The sequence below is a fragment of the candidate division WOR-3 bacterium genome (genome assembly GCA_039801725.1).
In the GTDB taxonomy this organism is placed as follows: domain Bacteria; phylum Hydrothermota; class Tepidihabitantia; order Tepidihabitantales; family DTDR01; genus DTDR01.
Map to the genome: position 1 here is coordinate 42,545 of JBDRVE010000006.1, position 20,036 is coordinate 62,580.

General features: G+C 31.4%; 16 protein-coding genes and 3 tRNA genes. 7 read left to right on the plus strand and 12 right to left on the minus strand.

What is annotated here, in order from left to right; translation table 11 throughout:
* The first annotated feature begins 77 nt into the window (after positions 1-77).
* Entirely contained in the window at positions 78-1,658 is a 1,581-nt protein-coding gene (locus tag ABIK75_02345) for an NAD+ synthase (GenBank protein MEO0089936.1), read from the plus strand.
* Here the strand turns inward: ABIK75_02345 and ABIK75_02350 are convergent.
* The 6 genes from ABIK75_02350 to ABIK75_02375 form a co-directional block, all read right to left on the minus strand.
* Positions 1,640-2,347, minus strand: a complete 708-nt coding sequence (locus tag ABIK75_02350; protein MEO0089937.1) for an ABC transporter ATP-binding protein — start codon at positions 2,345-2,347, stop codon at positions 1,640-1,642. The genes ABIK75_02345 and ABIK75_02350 overlap by 19 nt on opposite strands.
* Positions 2,334-3,116: an ABC transporter ATP-binding protein gene (locus ABIK75_02355; protein MEO0089938.1), complete on the minus strand. Its 783-nt coding sequence runs from the start codon at positions 3,114-3,116 to the stop codon at positions 2,334-2,336. Before ABIK75_02355 ends, ABIK75_02350 begins: the two co-directional genes overlap by 14 nt.
* Entirely contained in the window at positions 3,095-3,970 is an 876-nt protein-coding gene (locus ABIK75_02360; GenBank protein MEO0089939.1) for a branched-chain amino acid ABC transporter permease, read from the minus strand. Before ABIK75_02360 ends, ABIK75_02355 begins: the two co-directional genes overlap by 22 nt.
* Positions 3,967-4,857: a branched-chain amino acid ABC transporter permease gene (locus ABIK75_02365; GenBank protein MEO0089940.1), complete on the minus strand. Its 891-nt coding sequence runs from the start codon at positions 4,855-4,857 to the stop codon at positions 3,967-3,969. Before ABIK75_02365 ends, ABIK75_02360 begins: the two co-directional genes overlap by 4 nt.
* Before the next feature lie 13 nt (positions 4,858-4,870).
* Complete coding sequence (locus ABIK75_02370; protein ID MEO0089941.1) at positions 4,871-5,728, minus strand: hypothetical protein; 858 nt, start codon at positions 5,726-5,728, stop codon at positions 4,871-4,873.
* Between the two features lie 629 nt (positions 5,729-6,357).
* Positions 6,358-8,223, minus strand: a complete 1,866-nt coding sequence (locus tag ABIK75_02375) for a phosphoenolpyruvate carboxykinase (GTP) (GenBank protein MEO0089942.1) — start codon at positions 8,221-8,223, stop codon at positions 6,358-6,360.
* 59 nt (positions 8,224-8,282) lie between these two features.
* Between ABIK75_02375 and ABIK75_02380 the strand changes: the two genes are divergently transcribed.
* A tRNA-Ile gene (locus ABIK75_02380) sits at positions 8,283-8,354 on the plus strand.
* A 122-nt stretch (positions 8,355-8,476) separates the two neighbouring features.
* On the opposite strand, the gene ABIK75_02385 is transcribed toward ABIK75_02380, so the two are convergent.
* Together ABIK75_02385 and secA are read right to left on the minus strand one after the other, a co-directional pair.
* Positions 8,477-8,887, minus strand: a complete 411-nt coding sequence (locus tag ABIK75_02385; protein MEO0089943.1) for a hypothetical protein — start codon at positions 8,885-8,887, stop codon at positions 8,477-8,479.
* Between the two features lie 18 nt (positions 8,888-8,905).
* Positions 8,906-11,887 (minus strand): preprotein translocase subunit SecA, encoded by a 2,982-nt coding sequence (gene secA / locus ABIK75_02390; protein ID MEO0089944.1) that lies wholly within the window; start codon positions 11,885-11,887, stop codon positions 8,906-8,908.
* Between the two features lie 135 nt (positions 11,888-12,022).
* Here secA and ABIK75_02395 point away from each other — a divergent pair.
* The 5 genes from ABIK75_02395 (at position 12,023) to ABIK75_02415 (ending at position 15,424) form a co-directional block, all read left to right on the plus strand.
* Positions 12,023-12,095: transfer RNA gene (locus tag ABIK75_02395), tRNA-Cys, on the plus strand.
* A 17-nt stretch (positions 12,096-12,112) separates the two neighbouring features.
* On the plus strand, positions 12,113-13,666 hold the full coding sequence (locus ABIK75_02400) for an acyl-CoA carboxylase subunit beta (protein ID MEO0089945.1): 1,554 nt from the start codon (positions 12,113-12,115) through the stop codon (positions 13,664-13,666).
* Between the two features lie 50 nt (positions 13,667-13,716).
* Positions 13,717-13,790 (plus strand) — tRNA-Pro (locus tag ABIK75_02405).
* Between the two features lie 15 nt (positions 13,791-13,805).
* Positions 13,806-14,600, plus strand: coding sequence for an ATP-binding cassette domain-containing protein (locus ABIK75_02410; protein ID MEO0089946.1), 795 nt, complete (start codon positions 13,806-13,808; stop codon positions 14,598-14,600).
* Positions 14,597-15,424, plus strand: a complete 828-nt coding sequence (locus ABIK75_02415; GenBank protein ID MEO0089947.1) for a hypothetical protein — start codon at positions 14,597-14,599, stop codon at positions 15,422-15,424. The genes ABIK75_02410 and ABIK75_02415 overlap by 4 nt, the downstream gene beginning before the upstream one ends.
* A 29-nt stretch (positions 15,425-15,453) precedes the next feature.
* Here the strand turns inward: ABIK75_02415 and mutS are convergent, their stop codons facing one another.
* The 4 genes from mutS to ABIK75_02435 form a co-directional block, all read right to left on the minus strand.
* Positions 15,454-18,039, minus strand: a complete 2,586-nt coding sequence (gene mutS / locus ABIK75_02420; protein MEO0089948.1) for a DNA mismatch repair protein MutS — start codon at positions 18,037-18,039, stop codon at positions 15,454-15,456.
* Positions 18,026-19,129, minus strand: a complete 1,104-nt coding sequence (locus ABIK75_02425) for a tetratricopeptide repeat protein (protein ID MEO0089949.1) — start codon at positions 19,127-19,129, stop codon at positions 18,026-18,028. The genes mutS and ABIK75_02425 overlap by 14 nt, the downstream gene beginning before the upstream one ends.
* On the minus strand, positions 19,126-19,431 hold the full coding sequence (locus tag ABIK75_02430) for a LapA family protein (protein MEO0089950.1): 306 nt from the start codon (positions 19,429-19,431) through the stop codon (positions 19,126-19,128). The genes ABIK75_02425 and ABIK75_02430 overlap by 4 nt, the downstream gene beginning before the upstream one ends.
* Positions 19,432-19,586: 155 nt before the next feature.
* The coding region (locus ABIK75_02435) for a hypothetical protein (protein MEO0089951.1) at positions 19,587-20,036 on the minus strand (450 nt) is incomplete at its 5' end.

Consider the following 20,036-nt stretch of genomic DNA (forward strand, 5'->3'; position numbering starts at 1 on the left):
AATTCTTGAATTTTTAATAAATTATTTCTTTTCGCCTCTTGATTTTTTTAAATTTAAGATTAAAATAAAATATATTTATGAGGATTGGTATTGCTCAATTAAATTCTACGGTTGGTGATTTTAAAGGGAATCTAAATAAAATTTTAAATACTCTTCGGATCGCCCGGGAAAGAAAAGTAGATTTAGTTATCTTCCCCGAACTTTTTCTTACCGGTTATTTTCCTAAAGATTTATTGAAGAAACCTGATTTTTTAAATTATTCTCAAAAGAGTTTAAATAATATTTTTAAAAATTCTAAAGAAATTTCTCTTATAATTGGATTACCTTTGAAAATTGGAAAAAATCTTTTGAATGCGGCTTATTTTATAAGGGATGGAAAATTTTTTGGTTTTAGTGCTAAAACCAATCTTTCTTCAAAAGAAGTTAATTATTTTATACCTTCTCAAAAAAGAATCGTTTTTAACTTGGATGGCAAAAAAATAGGGATAATCATTGGCGAAGATTTAGAAGGTAAGTATGAAGTAATAAGAGAACTTAAAAGAAAAGGAGCGGAGTTAATTATCAATTTGTCCGCTCGGCCTTTTTATGTGAATAAACATAACTTGCTAAAAGATTTGCTCAAAAAGAAAGCGAAGGAAAATAATATTAAGATAATATATTGCAATTTGGTGGGAGGAAATGATGGTGAGATTTTTGATGGCGAAAGTATGGTAGTGTCGGAAAATGGTGAAATTTTAATGAGGGCAAAAAGATTTGAGGAAGATTTTATTATTTATGACGAAAGTATTATTTATGCACCCTTATCTGAAAAAGAAGAAGATGAGAGAGAAGAAATTTATCAGGCAATTATTTTAGGAATTAAAGACTATGTAAAAAAGAATAATTTTCAAAAAGTAATTTTGGGAATTTCTGGCGGAATTGATTCGAGTGTAGTTGCTGTTTTAGCGACCTTGGCATTAGGTAAAGAAAATGTCATCGGTTTAATAATGCCTGGACCTTATTCTTCAAAAGAGAGTATTGAAGATGCTTATACCTTGGCAAAAAATTTGGGAATTAAAGTATTAGAAATTTCTATTAATGAGATTTATCAAGAATATTTAAATACCTTAAAACCAATTTTTAAAGATTTACCTTTTGATAAAACAGAAGAGAATATTCAAGCCCGAATAAGAGGAAATATATTAATGGCTTTGGCAAATAAATTTAATTATTTAGTTTTGGCAACCGGTAATAAATCAGAAATGGTAGTTGGTTATACAACCCTTTACGGTGATATGAGTGGCGGTTTGGCACCAATTGCTGATTTGACAAAAACTGAGGTTTATAAATTGGCAGAATATTTAAATAAGAAATTTAATTTAATTCCCGAAAGAATTTTAACTAAAAAACCATCAGCGGAATTAAGATCTAATCAAGAAGATGAAAAAGATTTAATTCCCTATTCCCAATTGGATGAAATTATTCAATATTATTTAATGGAAAACCTGCCTTTGCGAAATATTGTGAGAAAAGGATTTTCGCCAAAAGATGTGAATAAAATTGTAAGTTTAATTTATCAAAATGAATTTAAAAGGAAACAAGCACCTCTTAAATTAATCTTAAAGAAAGAAAGTTTTGATTTTCCGATTGTTAACAAATTTTACCCAACTCCTAAATAAATCTTTTTTACCTTTTCATTATTAATTAATTCTTCTGCTTTTCCTTCCAACATTATTTTGCCGGTTTCTAAGACATATGCCCGATGGGCTATTGATAAAGCCTTAAAAGCATTTTGTTCAATAAGTAAAATAGCGGTTCCTTCTTCGTTTATATTTTTAATTACTGAAAATATCTCTTCTACTAATATTGGTGAAAGTCCCATAGAAGGTTCGTCTAAAAGGAGTAATTTAGGTTTTGCCATCAATCCTCGACCAATAGCCAGCATTTGAAGTTCGCCACCTGAAAGGGTACCGGCTGGCTGCTTTAATCTTTCTTTTAAACGAGGGAAAATTTTGAAAACGAAGGAAAGTCTTTCCTCAATTTCACTTTTTTTATTAACAAAATAGGCACCCAATCTTAAATTTTCATAAACAGTGAGGTTGGCAAAAGGTTTTCTGCCTTCGGGCACTTGGATAATTCCCAATTTAGCAATTTGGCAAGGATTTAATTTTGTTAAATCAATATTTTGAAAATAGATTCTGCCACTTATCGGTTTGATTAAACCAGAAATAGTTTTCAAAGTAGTTGTTTTACCAGCACCATTATTACCAATTAAAGCAACAATCTCTTTTTCCCTCACAACCAAAGATATTCCTTGTAATGCTTTAATCACTCCGTAATTGACAAAGAGATTTTCAATGGAGAGCATATTCCCTTCCTAAATAGGCAGCAATTACTTTTGGATTATTTTGAATCTCTTCTGGTTTGCCTTCAGCGATAATTTCACCAAAATCCATAACAACAATTCTTTCGCAAAGGTTCATGATTACCCGCATCTGATGTTCAATAATAAAAATTGTTAATTTAAATTTTTCTTTGATAAATTTAATTAAATCCATCAAAAGGGAGGTTTCGCCAATCGTCATACCACAAGAAGGTTCATCTAATAAAAGAAGTTTGGGATTAAGGGCTAAGGCACGGGCAATTTCTAATTTTCTCATTTCTCCATACGGTAGGTTTTTTGCTAAAATATTTACCTTTTTCTCTAAATCAAAGAGTTTTAAGAACTGATAACATTTTTCTTTAACTTCTTTTTCAACCTTTTTAAAATTACCAATACGTAAAATACTCTCGGTTGTTGAATAATTAATCTGGTAGTTAAAGGCAAAAAGGATATTTTCCAAAACAGTTAAATTATTAAAAAGTCTAATATTTTGGAAAGTTCTTGAAATTCCTAAATGGACAATTTGATGAGGCAAAAGATTGGTAATATCCTTATTTTGGAAAATTATTTTTCCGCTATCTGGTTTATAAAAGCCGGTTATTAAGTTAAAAACAGTAGTTTTGCCCGCACCATTCGGACCAATAAGACCACATAATTCACCTTCTTTAAGGATAAGATTAAAATCTTTGACTGCCTTTAAGCCATCAAAAGATTTATTTAAATTTTCAATCTTTAATATTCCTTCTTCAGCCATAGAATCTCTTTATTGCCAAAAATTCCTTGTGGTCTTAAAAGCATTAATAAAATTAATAGTAAAGGATAAATCACTAATCGCCAATCTAAGATTGCTTGGGGAAGAATTATTCTTAAACCTTCTAAAATAAAAACCCAAAGAAAAGAAGCGATAATTGTTCCGCTCATACTTCCTAAACCGCCTAAAACAATAATTAGCATTAAATCAATAGACCTTAGAAAATCAAAATTGCTCGGATGGAGAAAACAGTATAAATGGGCATATAAAGCACCGGAAAAGCCCGCAAAGGAACAACCAAGAGCAAATGCTAAAAGCCTTTGTTTATAAACATTTATTCCCATCGCATAGGCAGCATTTTCGTCTTCCCGAATGGCGATTAAATTTCTGCCAAATTTAGAATAAATAAGATTTCTCATAATAAGAATAATTAAAATTAATGAGAATAAAACAATTGGTAAATTAGTAAAATTAGGGATACCAAGCATTCCCCTTGAGCCACCCATTTGGGAAAAAACCTTATCGGAATTATCTAATAATACCTTCACAATTATTCCAAATCCTAAAGTGGCAATTCCTAAATAGTCTGATTTTAACTTTAAAATGGGAATAGCAATGAGATAACTAATTAGAAAGGTAAAAATAACAGAAGAAATTATTGCTCCAATATAAATAAAATATCCATAATGAGAAAAAGATTTTGTTAATAATGCTGATAAATAAGCACCAATTCCCATAAAGGCAGCGTGTCCTAAAGAAAAGAGACCAGTATAGCCATAAATAAGATTTAACCCCAAGGCGGAAATTGTAATACAACAGGCATAAGAAAAAATTTGGATAATATAGAGATTAATCATAATTTTATTCCTTCTTCTTTACCAAATAATCCTTGTGGACGGGTTAAAAGCACGATAATTAAAATGGCAAAGGCAATTGCGTCGCGAAAAGTTGAGGATATAAAAGCAGCCGTAAAAACTTCTACCATTCCAATAATGTAAGAACCTAAAACAGCACCGGAAATTATGCCAATCCCACCAAGGACAGCAGCAACAAAGGCTTTCAGTCCAGGCATTATTCCCATATAGGGATGAATTTGGGGATAACAGATTCCGTATAAAACTCCACCGGCACCGGCTAAAGCAGCACCTAAGGCAAAGGTTAAAGAAATTATATTATCAACATTTATTCCCATAAGTAAAGCCGTTTCTTTATCATAAGATACTGCTCTCATTGCCAAACCAATTTTTGTTCTTTTGATTAGATAATCTAAAATCAATAATAAAACTAAAGTAATGAGAAAGACAATAATTTGAATAGAGGAGATGGTTAAACCTAAAAAATCAAAAGTAATAATCTTAAAAGGTCGGGGATAAGGTTGATAATCGGGACCAAAGATTATTTTTAAGGAAGTAAAATTTTCTAAGAAAAAAGAGACGCCGATAGCAGTAATTAAAAGATTTATTCGCGGAACATTTTTCTTCCTCAAAGGAGCATAAGCAACCTTTTCAATAATAACATTGATAATCATACATAAGACCATTGAGAAGATAATTGCCAATAAGAAATTAAATTTTAACCGAGTAATCGCATAAAAACCGAAATAGGCACCAAGCATAAAAATATCACCATGAGCAAAATTAATTAATCTAATTATTCCATAAATCATTGTGTAGCCAAGAGAGATTAAGGCATAAACACTTCCTAATTGAAAACCATTAAGAAGTTGTTGGAAGAAATAGTTCATTTTTTAAAGATTATTAAAAATAGAAAGTAAGGTTGAAGATGTGAGCGATTCCTAAGTTTTGATAAGGTAAAAATCCGTAAGAAAAAGCAACCGGCTCTTTTGTAAATTCTAATCCCAAAGAGAATCGGGTTAAAAATCCTTCTTTAAAACCAAGATAACCTAAACGAAAAATAATAAGATTGCTTATCATTAGTTCTGTTCCTAAATGGAAATCTAATCCTAAGTTAGAATAAGCAAAACCAGTAGAGATAGATAAACCATTATTTTTAGGCAGATTAATTAGTTCGGTTAAATCTGCGCTCCCTTCCAAAATAAATTCTGGTTGTTCTAATTTTTTAGTTTGGTAATAAGGTTTAAAGATAAATATTAAATTTTTTATTCCGTAGCCAATCCGAAAAATATTAATCTCACTCATACCTAAAAGATTAATACCTGTTCCCAAAGAATAAAGAGTATCGCAACCAGAATAAATAAGATTGGTTAGAATACCAATTTTTGAACTTCCTAATTTATAACTAAAAAAAGGACTTAAAGAAATATGAAAATATGAAAAATAACCGTACTCTTCACCAAATTCATCAGTTTTTTTTATCTCACCACTGTTAAAATAATTAAGGAAAATTCCGTATTGATTTTTACCTTTATTTTCAGCAAAACCTAACCCACCAAAATGGGTGTTTACTAAATAAGATAGATAACTGAAACTTACGGCTCGCTTTTTTATCCCCAAGGGATTACCAAAGATAAAATTAGTATAATAACTTGGTAAAGTCTTATTTCCAGTGATCAACTCATAAGGAGATAAAGAGAGCTTTAATTCTTGATAACCAAAAAGGAAGGCAAAAATTAGGAAAGAAAATATTTTCCTCATTTTTATATAATAATAAAATAAATTGATTTGTCAAATAAAGAAAGTAAATGTGTTAAAATATAAAACTTCTGAGTAAATTCAAGAGAAATAAAAAAGAATTGCCTTCAAACAAGAGAATCTTTTACTTATACTCAAATAAATATCTAAAATATCCTGAATAAAGCAACATTTTATTATGTTTGTTTATTATTCTCCTAACTATTCTCATCTTATAGCCTTATTGATTATATTTTATTTTTCTATCAAAGGTTCCCTCTATTACATAGCCCAATCTCTATAAGTTATTTAAGTCTTACGAAGTTCTTAAACATAAACTTATGGTTAGAGCCGTTAATAAAAGTATTGTTATTCGCATTAATAAAGTTATTGTTATTACCATTAATAAAAATATTATTATTAACACTAATAGAGTTAAAAATATTCCCGTATGATAGACCTACCCCCTATTACCCCCTCCATTAGGTTTTTCTTCTTCTGTGCAAATTTTTTCCCATTTTTTATATTTCTATTAAGAATTTATAACATTCTATAAACATAACTAATACAAATATAGTCAAAAATTTTAAAATGTCAAGGGAATTAAAAGTAAATGTGTTAAATATTATTATTATGATATGAATAATTTAAAATTATAAAGTTATAAATTTTTCGGGAATAATATAATCACCAAATCTATTTTGAGCTTTTAATAATCTTTCTTTTTGTTCTTTTAGTATTTGAAAAACTTCTTCTGGCGCGTTTTCTTTTTCGTAGAATTTTATTATCCTTTCAATTTTACTCAAATTTTCATTAACTCGTAAAGAGAATTGTTTATGATAATCTTCTAAAGAGTAATCTTTATTCAAAACTTCTCTAAAAAGAATTTTTAAATCTTCATAATAAGGAATATATCCGGTAGGAGTTTTTATCGCTTTAACTTCATTGTGAACTCTTTTTTCCATCCATTTATACCAGACTTTTTTATCGGTCTTTTCGTTTAAGAAATTGCCATTTTTATCTTTAAGAAAATAATTAACTCCGAATATCTTAACCTCTCTTTTTAATTTTTTGCCAAATTCCAAATAAATCTTTAAATATTTGCTTAAAGAAATTGATAAAAAATCAAGATTAGACATTGGATTAATCTTTTTGATACCCGTTTCTCCCAAAGTAGCAGGAGTAGTCTCTGATTCTAAAGCAGCTCCTTTAGTAATAACTCCGTGAGCCCAATCAAAAGCCTCTTCTACCGGTAGGGAAGTATCGGTATCTCTACCACCATAAACAATTCCACTGATTAATACTCCTTCGGGATTTTCTAAAGCCTCTAAATCTAAATTTTCAAAATGTTTTAATTCAATAGTGAAACGGGAATTATTATGAGAAGCAGGTATTTCTTTACCTTTTTCATCTTTCTTCCCCAAATACCATTCGCCAGAAAAGTTGTATCCCTCTTTTGGAATCTCTTTGGTTTTACCGTTCCAAAAGATAAAACCTTCTTTTGTTAAAAGAGCATTAGCAAATATTACTTCTCGTGGGGTAGTAAGTGCCTTATAAAGCATTGGGTCATCTTCTTCATTAATTCCTTCTAAAATTCCAAACATACCTTTTTCAACATTTATTGCTCTCAATTCACCATTTTTGATAAAAAGATAAGCGATATCATCACCGACTAATCTTTCTCCTTCCATCATCGCGGTAGAAGTCTTACCACAATAAGAAGGAAAGGCACCAGTAAAATAAGTAACCCTTCCATTAGGACCATTAATTCCCATTATCAACATATGCTCACAAAGCCAGCCTTCATTATAACCTAAATAGATTGCTAAACGCATTGCCAGTTTTTTGAGCCCGATAGAATTACCTCCGTATTGGGTATTCACGCTGTAACATACTAAGTTATCTCGGTCAATATAAATTCTTCTCTTATCAAGATTTTTACAAGTTTTTCTTTCGTCCAATTCTCCTTGACTATGAATAAATTTGAAAAAGCGATTATCTTTTAATTTCAAAAAAGTCTCGTAGCCTAAACGATAAAGTAAATTTTCACAATGGCAGACATAAGAGGAATCGGTCAGTTGGACTGCCGGAATTGCGTAAGGAGAATTTTTTGGTCCCAGAAGGTAAAAAATAATATAAAGTTCTCGGTCTCTCATTATGTCTTTCAAAAGTTTATGGATTTCATCGAGCCCTTCTTTTTGGAGAGCAATAAGAATTTCTTCTCCCAATTTTTCTTCTTCTCTTAACAAAATTTTGGTGTTCTTCTTATCGCGGGCTTGGTCGTAATAATTGTCAAAATGAATAGTATGGCCTGGGGTAGCAGTTAGAATTTCTTCGCCGGTTTCTAATGCTCTTTTTTTAATATAATCAAAATCGCTTTCCTCAGTAACTAAATAAATCTCTTTCGGATTAAGAAGTTCTAAATAGAATGATAAGAAAGAAAATAAATCGTTATTTTTTATTTTTAATAATTTATCCCAGTGGTCTTTTTTAAATTTCTTTTCAAATTTTTGAAGCATAATAAATTATAAAAAAAAATATTTGACTTTTCAAAAAATTTTTATATATTTTATATAAAGGGCCTATAGCTCAGTGGTAGAGCGTCCCGCTGATAACGGGAAGGTCAGAGGTTCGATCCCTCTTAGGCCCATTTTTTATTAAAAATATAAAGGACCCTCTCCACTTACGGGTCTTAAAGGAGAGGGTCCTTTATTTATAAATTATTAGGAAATCACCGAGAGGACGTTCTGAGAAAAGCTATTTGCTGTATGATTATTCACCTTCTTCTTCGCCACCTTTTCTTAATGTTCTAAGAAGCTTCCTTGCCTCTTTTCTCAAATCGGTAACTTTGTCCCACCAAGCTCTTCTTTCTTCTTCGGTTTGAAGTTGGTTAAACCTTTCAGTTTCGGTTTTCCATTCTTGAATTTTAGCATCAATTTGGCTCATTAGATTGCTTTCTTCGGCGGTTGGGCTAGCAATTTTACCTTTTGCTCGTTCATATCTTGTTTGAAATTTTTCAATGTCTTCTAACATATTTTGATAATCCTTTTGCCAGTCAGCCATATCTCTTGTGCGGTAATAAGGTCCTAATGTGCCTGCCTGACGACGAGAAATGATTGTAAAAATTACGCCAGCAACTACTACAATACCAACGATCGTCCAAACTATTGTTCTTGTTTTCATTGCTTCCTCCTTTTTAGTTTATTTATTTTTTCCGCAGCATTTTTTATATTTTTTACCTGACCCACAAGGACAGGGGTCATTTCTTCCTACTTTTTTTTCCTTTATTATTGTTTGTTGAGTTATCTCTTCTGATTGTTCATTAAGGGTGGCGGTAATAGTTGGTTTATACGCCACCACTCTTCTTGGTGACTTCCCTTGTTTGGGAACCACCGTAATTCTAAATAACATTGTTATTGCTTCTTTATAAAAATCAAACATTAAGGTTTGGAAAAGATTATAAGCCTCTTTTTGATATTCAATCAAAGGATCTTGATGGCCATAAGCACGCCAATTTATTCCTTCCCGGATAGTATCTAATTCTCTTAAAAGATGTTGCCATTTTGAATCTAAAGTTCTTAGAAAAATAAATTTAATGAACTCCTGAAAAGTTTCTTCGCCTAACTCTTCTTTTCTTTTTAATAATCGATTATTGGCAATTGCTAAAAGTTTTTCTTTTAAAATTTCTTTTTTCATTTTAGGAATTTCTTCCGGAGGTATTTGTAAATCCACTAGATAAATAAGACCAAATTCGGTTTTTAACTCATTCCATTGCCAATTTTCTGGAAATTTTTCAGTGGCATATTTATCTAACAGATTATCAATAATCGCTTCACTTGCTTCTTTATAGAGTTCAATAATATTTTCGCCTTTTAAAATTTCATCCCGCCAAGCATATACTACTTCTCTTTGTTTGTTCATTACATTATCAAATTCTAAAAGGTGTTTTCTAATTTCAAAATTTCGCATTTCTACTCTTTTTTGAGCATTTTCTATTGCTTTAGTAACTAACGGATGAGTAAGAGGTTCCATCTCTTTTTTCCCAAATCTTTCCATAATACTTACTACTCGGTCACTACCAAAAAGGCGCATTAAATCATCTTCCAAAGATAAGAAAAATCTCGAAAAGCCCGGATCTCCTTGACGTCCACTTCTTCCTCGTAATTGATTGTCGATCCTGCGCGCTTCGTGTCTTTCTGTACCGATAATATATAAACCACAGGGAGGTTCCTCTAAACATTTTCCTGGATTTTTTTCCCAATATTCACAATCTCCGTCGCCGTTACTATTGATATAACATTTTTTTCCTTTTACTACCCCTGGCCCTAACTTTATATCTGTCCCTCGACCAGCCATATTGGTAGCGATAGTTACTGCGTAAGGTTGACCGGCTTTGGCAACAATTTCCGCCTCCTTTTGATGATGTTTAGCATTTAAAACTTGATGATTTATCCCTTTTCTTCTTAACATCCTTGATAATAATTCTGATACTTCTACCGAAGTAGTTCCTACTAAAATTGGTCTTCCTTCTTTATGCCATTTCTCTATTTCTTCCAAAATCGCTTTATATTTTTCGTTTTTTGTTTTATATATAATATCGGGTGCGTCAATTCTTCTGACAGGCTTATGGGTTGGTATTACTATTACCTCTAACCGGTAGATATCCCAAAATTCTTTAGCTTCAGTTGCTGCGGTGCCAGTCATTCCAGCAAGTTTTTCATAAAGGCGAAAGTAATTTTGTAAAGTAATCATTGCTAATGTTTGAGTTTCAGCTTGAACTTTTACATTTTCCTTTGCCTCCAAAGCCTCGTGAATGCCGTCGGAGAATCTTCTTCCTGGCATCAAACGACCAGTAAATTCGTCAACGATAATTACTTTGCCATCTTGAACAATATAGTCAACGTCTCTTTTAAAATGGTCAAAGGCTTTAAGAAGTGCTTCTAAAGAAGCTAGTTTTTCACTTTTTCTTGCATAGATTTCGTAGAGTTTTTCTTTTTCAAAGATTTTTTCCTTTGGTGTTAAATCGGGATTTTCGTCAATTTTTTTGGTTTCAATTGCTAAGTCAGGTAACAAGAAAAAGTCGGGATCTCTAAGATATTCAATTACTTGTTTCCGACCTTTTTCTGTTAGCCTAATACTATGGTCTTTTTCGTCAGTTACATAATAAAGTTCTTCATCCAATTCATAAATCTTTTTTTCACGAATATATTCTAACTCAGTTTTTTCAATGAGTTTTTTAATTTCTACGTCCCTTTCCGCTTTTAATAATTGCGTATTTTTGGGCGATCCCCTTTTTGCTTGGAGGAATTTTATCCCTGCTTCTCTTATTTTTCCCTCTTTAAGAAGTTTCATTCCTTCCTCAACGATTCGAGAGACTAATACTGTTTGAAGATTGTATAAATTTCTTACTACCGGAGCCAATTCGCGATAGATATTTTTTTCTTCCTCTTCTACTGGACCAGAAATAATTAGAGGAGTTCGGGCTTCGTCAATTAAAATTGAATCCACTTCGTCAACAATTGCGTAATAATGACCTCTTTGGACTTTATCTTCCCATCTTAAAACCATATGGTCTCGAAGATAATCAAAACCAAATTCATTATTGGTGCCATAGGTGATATCACAATTGTATTCTCTTTTTCTTTCTTCGGTTTCCATTCCTTGCTGAATGCACCCAACGGTTAATCCCAGAGTTTCATAAATTGGTCCCATCCATTCCCTATCTCTTCTTGCTAGGTAATCGTTTACTGTTACTAGATGGACATTTTTGCCAGTTAAGGCATTTAGATATAATGGCATGGTGGCTACTAAAGTCTTACCTTCACCGGTTTTCATTTCTGCAATTTTACCTTGATGAAGAACAATCGCACCTAATAATTGGACATCGTAGGGAACCATATCCCAAGTAGTTTCTATATCACAAACAAGCCACTTTTTACCGCAGAGTCTTCGGCAAACCTCTTTTACCAACCCATAAGCCTCCGGTAAAATTGAATCTAAACTTTCTCCTTCAGAAATTCTTTTTTTAAAATCTTCAGTCTTTTTTATAAAATCTTCATCTTTTAAATTTTTAAATTTCTCAAAATAACTATTAATTTTTTCAACGATTGGCCAAAGTTTTTTTAGTTCCCTTTCGTTTTTAGTGCCACCAAATAATTTAATTAAAAGAGTTGATAAACCCATAAGAATTTTAGTTTTTTAATCCCTAACATCCCTAATAAATAATTATAACAAAAAAGAAAAATTTTGTCAATATAGATGAGTATTGAAGTTGTTAACTTATTGACCAAAAATAAGTTTTATTTAAAATTTTTATATGGCGGCGTAGCCAAGCAGCTAAGGCGGCGGTCTGCAAAACCGCTATTCCCGGGTGCAAATCCCGGCGCCGCCTTATATTTATTCTTATATATGGAACGATACAAAAAGATAATTGAAGAATTAAATAAAAGGAATGAACTGGCTTTAAAAGGTGGCGGCGAGGAAAGGATTCAAAAACAGCATGAGGCAGGAAAACTTACCGCTCGAGAAAGATTAGAAATTTTATTAGATAAAGATAGTTTTCAAGAGGTTGATAGGTTAAGGGTTCATGATTGTGTTGATTTCGGAATGAATAAAAAGAAATTTTATGGAGATGCGGTAGTAACCGGGTTTGGTAAAGTTGACGGTCGGGATGTAGCAGTTTTTTCTCAGGATTTTACCGTTTTTGGTGGCACCCTTTCTAAGGTGTTTGCGGAGAAAGTTTGTAAAATTATGGATTTGGCAATGAAAATTGGTATTCCGATAATTGGTTTAAACGACTCCGGTGGCGCGAGAATTCAAGAAGGGGTTGCCTCTTTGGGAGGTTATGCGGAAATATTTTTAAGAAACACTTTGGCTTCCGGAGTTATTCCACAAATTTCGGTGATAATGGGACCTTGTGCTGGTGGAGCGGTTTATTCACCGGCTTTGACTGATTTTATTATTATGACCGAGAAAACTAGTTATATGTTTATTACTGGACCAGAGGTAATCAAAGCAGTAACTCGAGAAGAGGTTACTATGGAAAAACTTGGTGGTGCGGATACTCATATGCAGGTTTCTGGAGTTGCCCATTTTAAAGGAAAGGATGATAAGGATTCATTAATGATTGCCAGAAAATTATTATCCTATTTGCCTTTAAATTACAAAGAAAAACCACCGAGAAGAGAAACCAATGATGACCCAAAAAGAAAGACACCGCAAATTAAAGAAATGCTTCCTGATGATCCAAGAAAATCCTATGATATGTTGCCAATAATCGAAGAAGTTGTGGATAGAGGAACCTTTTTTGAAGTCCAAAAAGATTGGGCAAAGAATATTATTATTGGCTTTGCTCGAATGAATGGCGAGGTTGTTGGTATTGTTGCTAATCAGCCGAAATATCTAGCCGGCTGTTTAGATATAAATGCTTCTGTTAAGGCTGCCCGGTTTGTAAGATTTTTGGATTGTTTCAATATTCCGATAATTACTTTTGTTGATGTGCCTGGTTTTTTACCAGGAACGGCGCAAGAGTACGGTGGAATAATAAGGCATGGTGCAAAATTATTATATGCTTACTGTGAAGCAACAGTACCCAAAATTACGGTAATTGTGAGAAAGGCATATGGTGGTGCTTATGATGTTATGTCTTCTAAACATATTCGAGGTGATTTTAATTTTGCTTACCCAACTGCCGAAATTGCCGTAATGGGTGCCGAAGGAGCGGTAAATATTATCTTCAAAAAGGAGATAGAATCTGCCGAAAATAAAGAAGAACTGAAAAAAAGATTGATTGAAGAATATGAAGAGAAATTTAATAATCCCTTTAAGGCAGCAGAACTTGGTTATATTGATGAGATTATAATGTTTGAAGATACAAGAGAGAAAATTATTTGGGCGTTAGAGTTATTAAAAAATAAAAAACTTAAGAATCCTAAGAAAAAGCACGGTAATATCCCCTTATAAATTCAAATAATCTTGACTTTTTAAAAAATTTTGATTATATTTAATTAAATCGGGGCGTGGCGCAGTGGTTTAGCGCACCAGCTTGGGGTGCTGGGGGTCGCTGGTTCAAATCCAGTCGCCCCGATATTTATTTATTAAAGTGAATAGATTATTAGAAATTAAAGATATATTTGTTAATTATGGGAAAGAAGAAATATTAAAAGGCATATCTCTTAATATTCAAAAGAACGAAAAGGTTATCTTATTGGGACCCAATGGTTCTGGCAAAACAACATTAGTAAAAACAATTTTAGGATTGCTTAAAATTAAAAACGGTTCAATAAAAATTTTTGGTAAAGAAATCGAAAATATCCGTGGAGAAACAAGATTGGCAACAAACTATCCACCGGTCTATTCATTATTCTCTATTAATCTGCGAGACCTTTTTGATCTTTATATTCATTTGAAAGGAGGAGATTTGGAATATGCCAAAACTCTTTTAGAGAATTTGGGATTAAAAAATGTATGGAAGAAAAAACTTCATCAACTTTCCGCAGGACAGCAGATTCTTGTTTGTAATATATTGGCAATAGCATCGAATCCCGAGTTGTTAATTTTAGATGAGCCTTTTGAGAATGCCGATCCTGCCCGAAGAGAAAAAATTTTAAATCTAATTCTAAATTATAAAGGTACAGTTTTACTAATAACTCATCAGCTTTCGGTTCTTGGATATTTTCCAAACTATTCGCTTTATTTTATCTTTGAAGGCAAGTTGTATGGGCCACTACAACCTTTAGAAAAAATATTAGAGACCTATATCCATTTAAAAGATTTAGAAAATCCTCTTTTGGTAATAGAAGTGGGTGGTAAGAAAATTTACTTAAGTGATAAAGTTGGTGACTATAAATTAAAAGATTTTATAGATATAACCAGGATATACGAAATTTTAATATGAAAATATTTAAATATTATGTTAAATCATTATTTCTTTCCAAAGAGACCTTTTTCTGGTCAATAATATTTGTAGTTTTTTGGCTTTTCATGGGTGCTTATCTTTTTGGTAAAGGAATGTCAAAAGATGTTATTGCTTTTTATGAAGTTAAAATTGGTTACACAGCCAGTTGGTACGGTGTGGCGGTAACATTTTCACTTGCTGCGTTATGTGTAAGTTTATGTTATTATTTTCTTTACGTTACATCCAGTTTACCTTATATAATTAAATATGGCAAAATCTCTCCCATTTCTTTTTTCTCACAAATTATTTTGGGAACCTTTGTTTATTCTTTTTTTCTTGCTGTAATATTAATTATTTGTACTTATTTAATTTTTAGTCATGCCTTTTCCTGCAATCTTTTGCCAGCAAAACCATTATTTGCCTTTTTGGTAGTAGGAATAAGTGGAATTTTTTACTATTTATTGGCAACAATGATTGTTTTTGTTCTTATGCTTATAAAAAAAGTGAAATCTATCCGTTTAGTTTCATTTTTTCCGATGATGACAAATATTGCTTTGGTTTACTCTCAAATTTTTGGAGTTGCCAATCAAACTATGGTGTATGCTTCGCCTTTTAACAATATATATAATTTGAGCGCTTACGTGTATTTTGGTAAACCCATACCATTAAAATGGAATGAGTTGCTTAATAAACAATCATTATTGATTCATCCTTGCTACTCAATAATAATCCTTTTGATATGGATGGCGATTCTTTTTATCATTGATATATATTTAATGAGAAGTATCAAAGAAATACCGATTGAAGAGATGCGTGAAATATAAAAATAGGAAATTAACTTGTAAAATTAGTTCTATCCTTCTTCTTTTATTCTTTTTTGCCAGTTAAGGACAATTTGAAAGACTTCCAAAGGAGAGAGTTCATTAAGATTTAATTTTTTAATTTCTTCTAATATTGGATGTTCAATGGGATAGAATAATGTTAATTGTAAGGGATTTTTATCTCTTAAACCTTTGAGGCTTACTTCTTCGCCATTTTCTAAGTATTTTAATACTTCTCTTGCCCTTTCAATTACTTCCTTAGGGAGACCAGCCAGTTTTGCCACCTCTATTCCATAACTGCGCGAACTGGCACCTTCTACTAATTTCCTTAAAAAAATAATTTCATCGCCCTTTTCTTTTACTAAAAAGGTGTAATTTTTTACTCTTGGTAAATAACGGGCAATATCAGTAAGTTCGTGAAAATGGGTAGCAAAAATTGTTTTTGGTCGCACTTTCGGATGGGAATGGAGATATTCAGTGGTTGCCCAGGCTATCGCTAACCCATCATACGTAGCAGTTCCTCGACCTACCTCGTCTAAAATTACTAAACTTCTTTCCGTAGCATTATTTAAAATATTAGCGGTTTCCTGCATTTCAGCAAGGAAAGTGGAAACGCCTCGTGAAAGATCGTCAGAGGCACCAATTCTGGTAAAAATTTTATCTACCACACCAATTTTACAATAACTGGCCGGTACAAAAGAGCCCATTTGGGCAAGAATGACAATTAATGCTACTTGTCTTAGATAAGTAGATTTTCCTGACATATTTGGTCCAGTAATTAATAAAATTTGGTCAGTAGAACTGTTTAAATAGGTATCATTAGGAATAAAATTTTCGCCCACCAATTCTTCCACCACTGGATGTCGACCATCTTTGATAATAATTTCGTCACTATTATCAATAATTGGTTTTACATAATTTTTCTCTTTTGCTACTCTTGCCAAGGAAAGATAAACATCAACTTCCGCAACTATTTTGGCGAATTCAAATACTTCTTTTATCTGTTTACTTATCTCTTTTCGGAGATTAATAAAAATCTCGTATTCTAATGCCTTAATTTTTTCATCAGCAGTTAAAATCTTTGTTTCGTATTCTTTTAATTCCGGTGTTATAAACCTTTCAGCGTTGGATAAAGTCTGCTTTCGGATGTAATCTTTTGGCACGTATTTTACATAAGATTTTGTCACTTCAATATAATAACCAAAAACTGAGTTGTAGCCAATCCTTAAAGTTGGTATACCAGTTCTTTTTTTCTCTTTCTCTTCAATTTTTAAAATATAATCTTTTGCATTTCGAGAAATACTTCGTAGTTCATCTAAAAGTTCGGAAACATTCTCTTTAATAATTCCTCCTTCAGTAATTGCTAAAGGCGGGTCTTCAACAATTGTTTTTTCAATCTTTTCAATTAAGGTATTGAAATTAGCAATTTTTTCTCCTAAATATTTAAGTCTTTCATTATCATTATTAATCAATAATTCTTTTAAGGGAGAAGAAATTTTCAGCCACTCTTTTAAATTTACTAAATCTCGGGCATTAGCCCTTTCGGTTGCGATTCGGGAGGAAATCCTTTCAATATCTCCAATCTTTTCTAAGTAATTTTCCAATTCTTTCATTAGCGAATAGGAAGAGCAAATTTTTTCCACTGCCGAAAGGCGATGGTTAATTTCATCAATATCTAATAAGGGATACAAAAGCCATCTTCTTAAAAGTCTTCCTCCTTGTGGTGTCAAAGTTTTATCAATAATTGACAACAAAGAACCTTCGACACTATTGTCGCTAATTCTTTCTAATAATTCTAAATTTCTTCTGGTTGGTTTATCTAAGACTAAATAATTTCTTAACTCCTGATAAGTTATTTTGGAGATATTGTTTAAAGCACCTTTCTGAGTTTCTTCTAAATAATAAAGACAGGCGCCAGCCGCCGAAATAACTTCCGGAAGATTTTCAATACCAAAGCCTACTAAATTGGCGACATTAAAAAATTTCTTTAATTTCTCATAAGCAAAATCAAAAGAAAAATAATAAGAGTCTAAGGGAGTTAAGCAAAAATCCTTTTTTAACAAAACTTCAATCTCTTTTTTATCTTGGGGATAAATAATTTCCTTTGGTTCAATTTTTAAAAGTTCTTCTTTTATCTCTTCTTTTTTTATTAGACTAACATAAAAATCACCAGTAGAGATATCACAATAAGCAATACCACAATTTTCTTCTAAATAAAGAGAAAGTAGGAAATGGTTTTTTTTATCTTCTAATAAAGAAGGTCGGGAGATAGCACCAGGTGTTATTACTTCCACCACTTCGCGTTTAATAATCTTTCGCGAGGTTTCCGGAATTTCTAACTGTTCACAGATCGCTACCTTATAACCGGCTTTTATTAATTTGGAAAGATAGGTATCCAGTGATTTATGAGGAATTCCAGCCAAAGGTATTTTTTCGCTCTTTCCGTAAGAACGGGAAGTGAGTGTTAGACCCAATACTTTGGAAGCGATTTTCGCATCTTCGTAAAACATCTCATAAAAATCGCCTAAACGAAAAAGGAGAATAGCATCTTGATATTTTCTCTTAATCTGATGATATTGGGCTAATAGGGGAGTTAAACTCTCTTTATCCTTTGACATCCCATTGCCAACACTCAAAACAGATAGCAATAGGTTCTTTCAATTCCTTTTGACAATAAGGACAGTTAATTTTTTCTCTATTTTTAACAATCTCTATATAACTATTAAGATTCTTATAAGCTTCCTCTAAATCATTTAGTTTCAAATAGGTTTTGGCTAAAAGAAGATAAATTTCTAGTATTTTATCTTTTTCCTTTTCTAAAATATTAATCGCTTCTTTTAGATTTTCCATCTTTTCATAAAATTCCAAGATTTCCCAATAATATTCTTTTTCTTTTGTTTCCTTACCAAATTCCTTGTAAATATTTACTAATTCTTCATAACGACCCAAAGAGAATAAAGCATTGGCTAATTTGTCTTTAATAAGAGAAAGTTTTTGTGGATAATTTCTTAAAAATTTTAACCAATAAGAGATTGCCTCTTCATACTCTTTTTCATTTTCGTAATAATTTCCTAAATATAACAAGCCATAAAAAGAGTTCTCATCATATTTTAATGATTTTTCTAAATATTCCTTGGCTTCTTTTTTATCTTTTGTTAGAAGACGATTCCCTAATTCGGCATAAAAAGTAGCAAGTTGTTTTTTATCAAAAAGACTATTTCCATATTTGTTTAAAAATTGAATAGCCAAAGGATAATTTTCTGTTTTTAGATATAAAGTGAAAAGTAAAGAAGCACTATCTCTATCTTTCCAACCACTTTTAATTATCTCTTCTAACAAACTTATCGCCTTAAAATATCTGCCATCTTGGGCTAAGAAATAAGATAATTTTTTAAAAACAATTAATTCTTTATCTCTGGGCAAGTTTCGCCGAAGCGATAATAGTTCGTTAATCTTTTTGGCTTTTTCTATTTCTCCTTTTTCTTGATACCAATCGATTAAATAAAGATAGCCATCAATAAATTCACTATTAGTTTTTACTAGTTCTTCCATTTTTTTAATCGCTTCTTCTTTTTTACCAGCGATATAAGAAATCAAACTTTCAGTAAAAAGAGTTGGGAAAAATTTTTGTTTTCTAATTAGATTGATAATAATTGGATAAAAGGCAACAAAAAGCACGAAGATGATAAAAATTATTAAAATGGTCATTTCTCTTCTCCTTTTTCAACTAAAAAATAGTTTCTTAAATCATTTAACTCGGCAAGTAAGGCTTCCTTTTCTTTCTTTAATTTTCTAATTTCAATTTTTGATTTTATCTCACTAATAATTGTAAAAATACCAACAGTTAATAGTCCAAAAAGATAAGCAACAAGAATAACACTTGCTAAAGGAACATTCCTTTTTGTTTCAAAAATTATATTTACCTCAGGTATTCGTTCAGGATTTAGTAAAGTAATAGCAATTAATATAAAACAAATAAAAATGACCAAAATAATTCTTAAAATATTCATAACTCCTCCTTTAAATCTTTAACCATATCTTTTATTACTTTAAATAATTTCTAAAAAAAGTCAATTATTAAATTAAAATCATTCCTCATTTATTTTAAAATATCGAATAGAGAGCGAAGAAGATAAGAGAATTATTTTTTGATTAAAGTAAATCATCAGTTCTTCTCTCTTTGTCGCATTAAATAATATTTATAAAAAGAGTCAATGTCTTTAGTGAAGTTATTAATTGCTTGGATTCCGGATGGTGCTTCCAAAAATTTAAGCATATAATTTACATAGGCACTTGTTGGTATTTGGTCGGGTTCTGGTTCATCGCAAAGATAATAACGGAAGATTGGGGCCTTTAATTTTTGAAAAGTATCTACTATTTCTCTAATTTTTCCGTCATAAAATCCTTTGAAAAGGGAATCGGCGACAACATCTAAGACATCGACATAATCAGAGAAGAGGCTTTCGTTTGTGCAACTATAAATTGAATAACTCATTTTTAAGTTATTTTCCACATCCCTTTTTGTTCTTCTGAACTTTATTACGAAGGTATCATAAAGAGGTGGGTTAGAGAAACTGTCGGAGAAGATTATTTTCTTTTCGATGGGAGTTGTTTC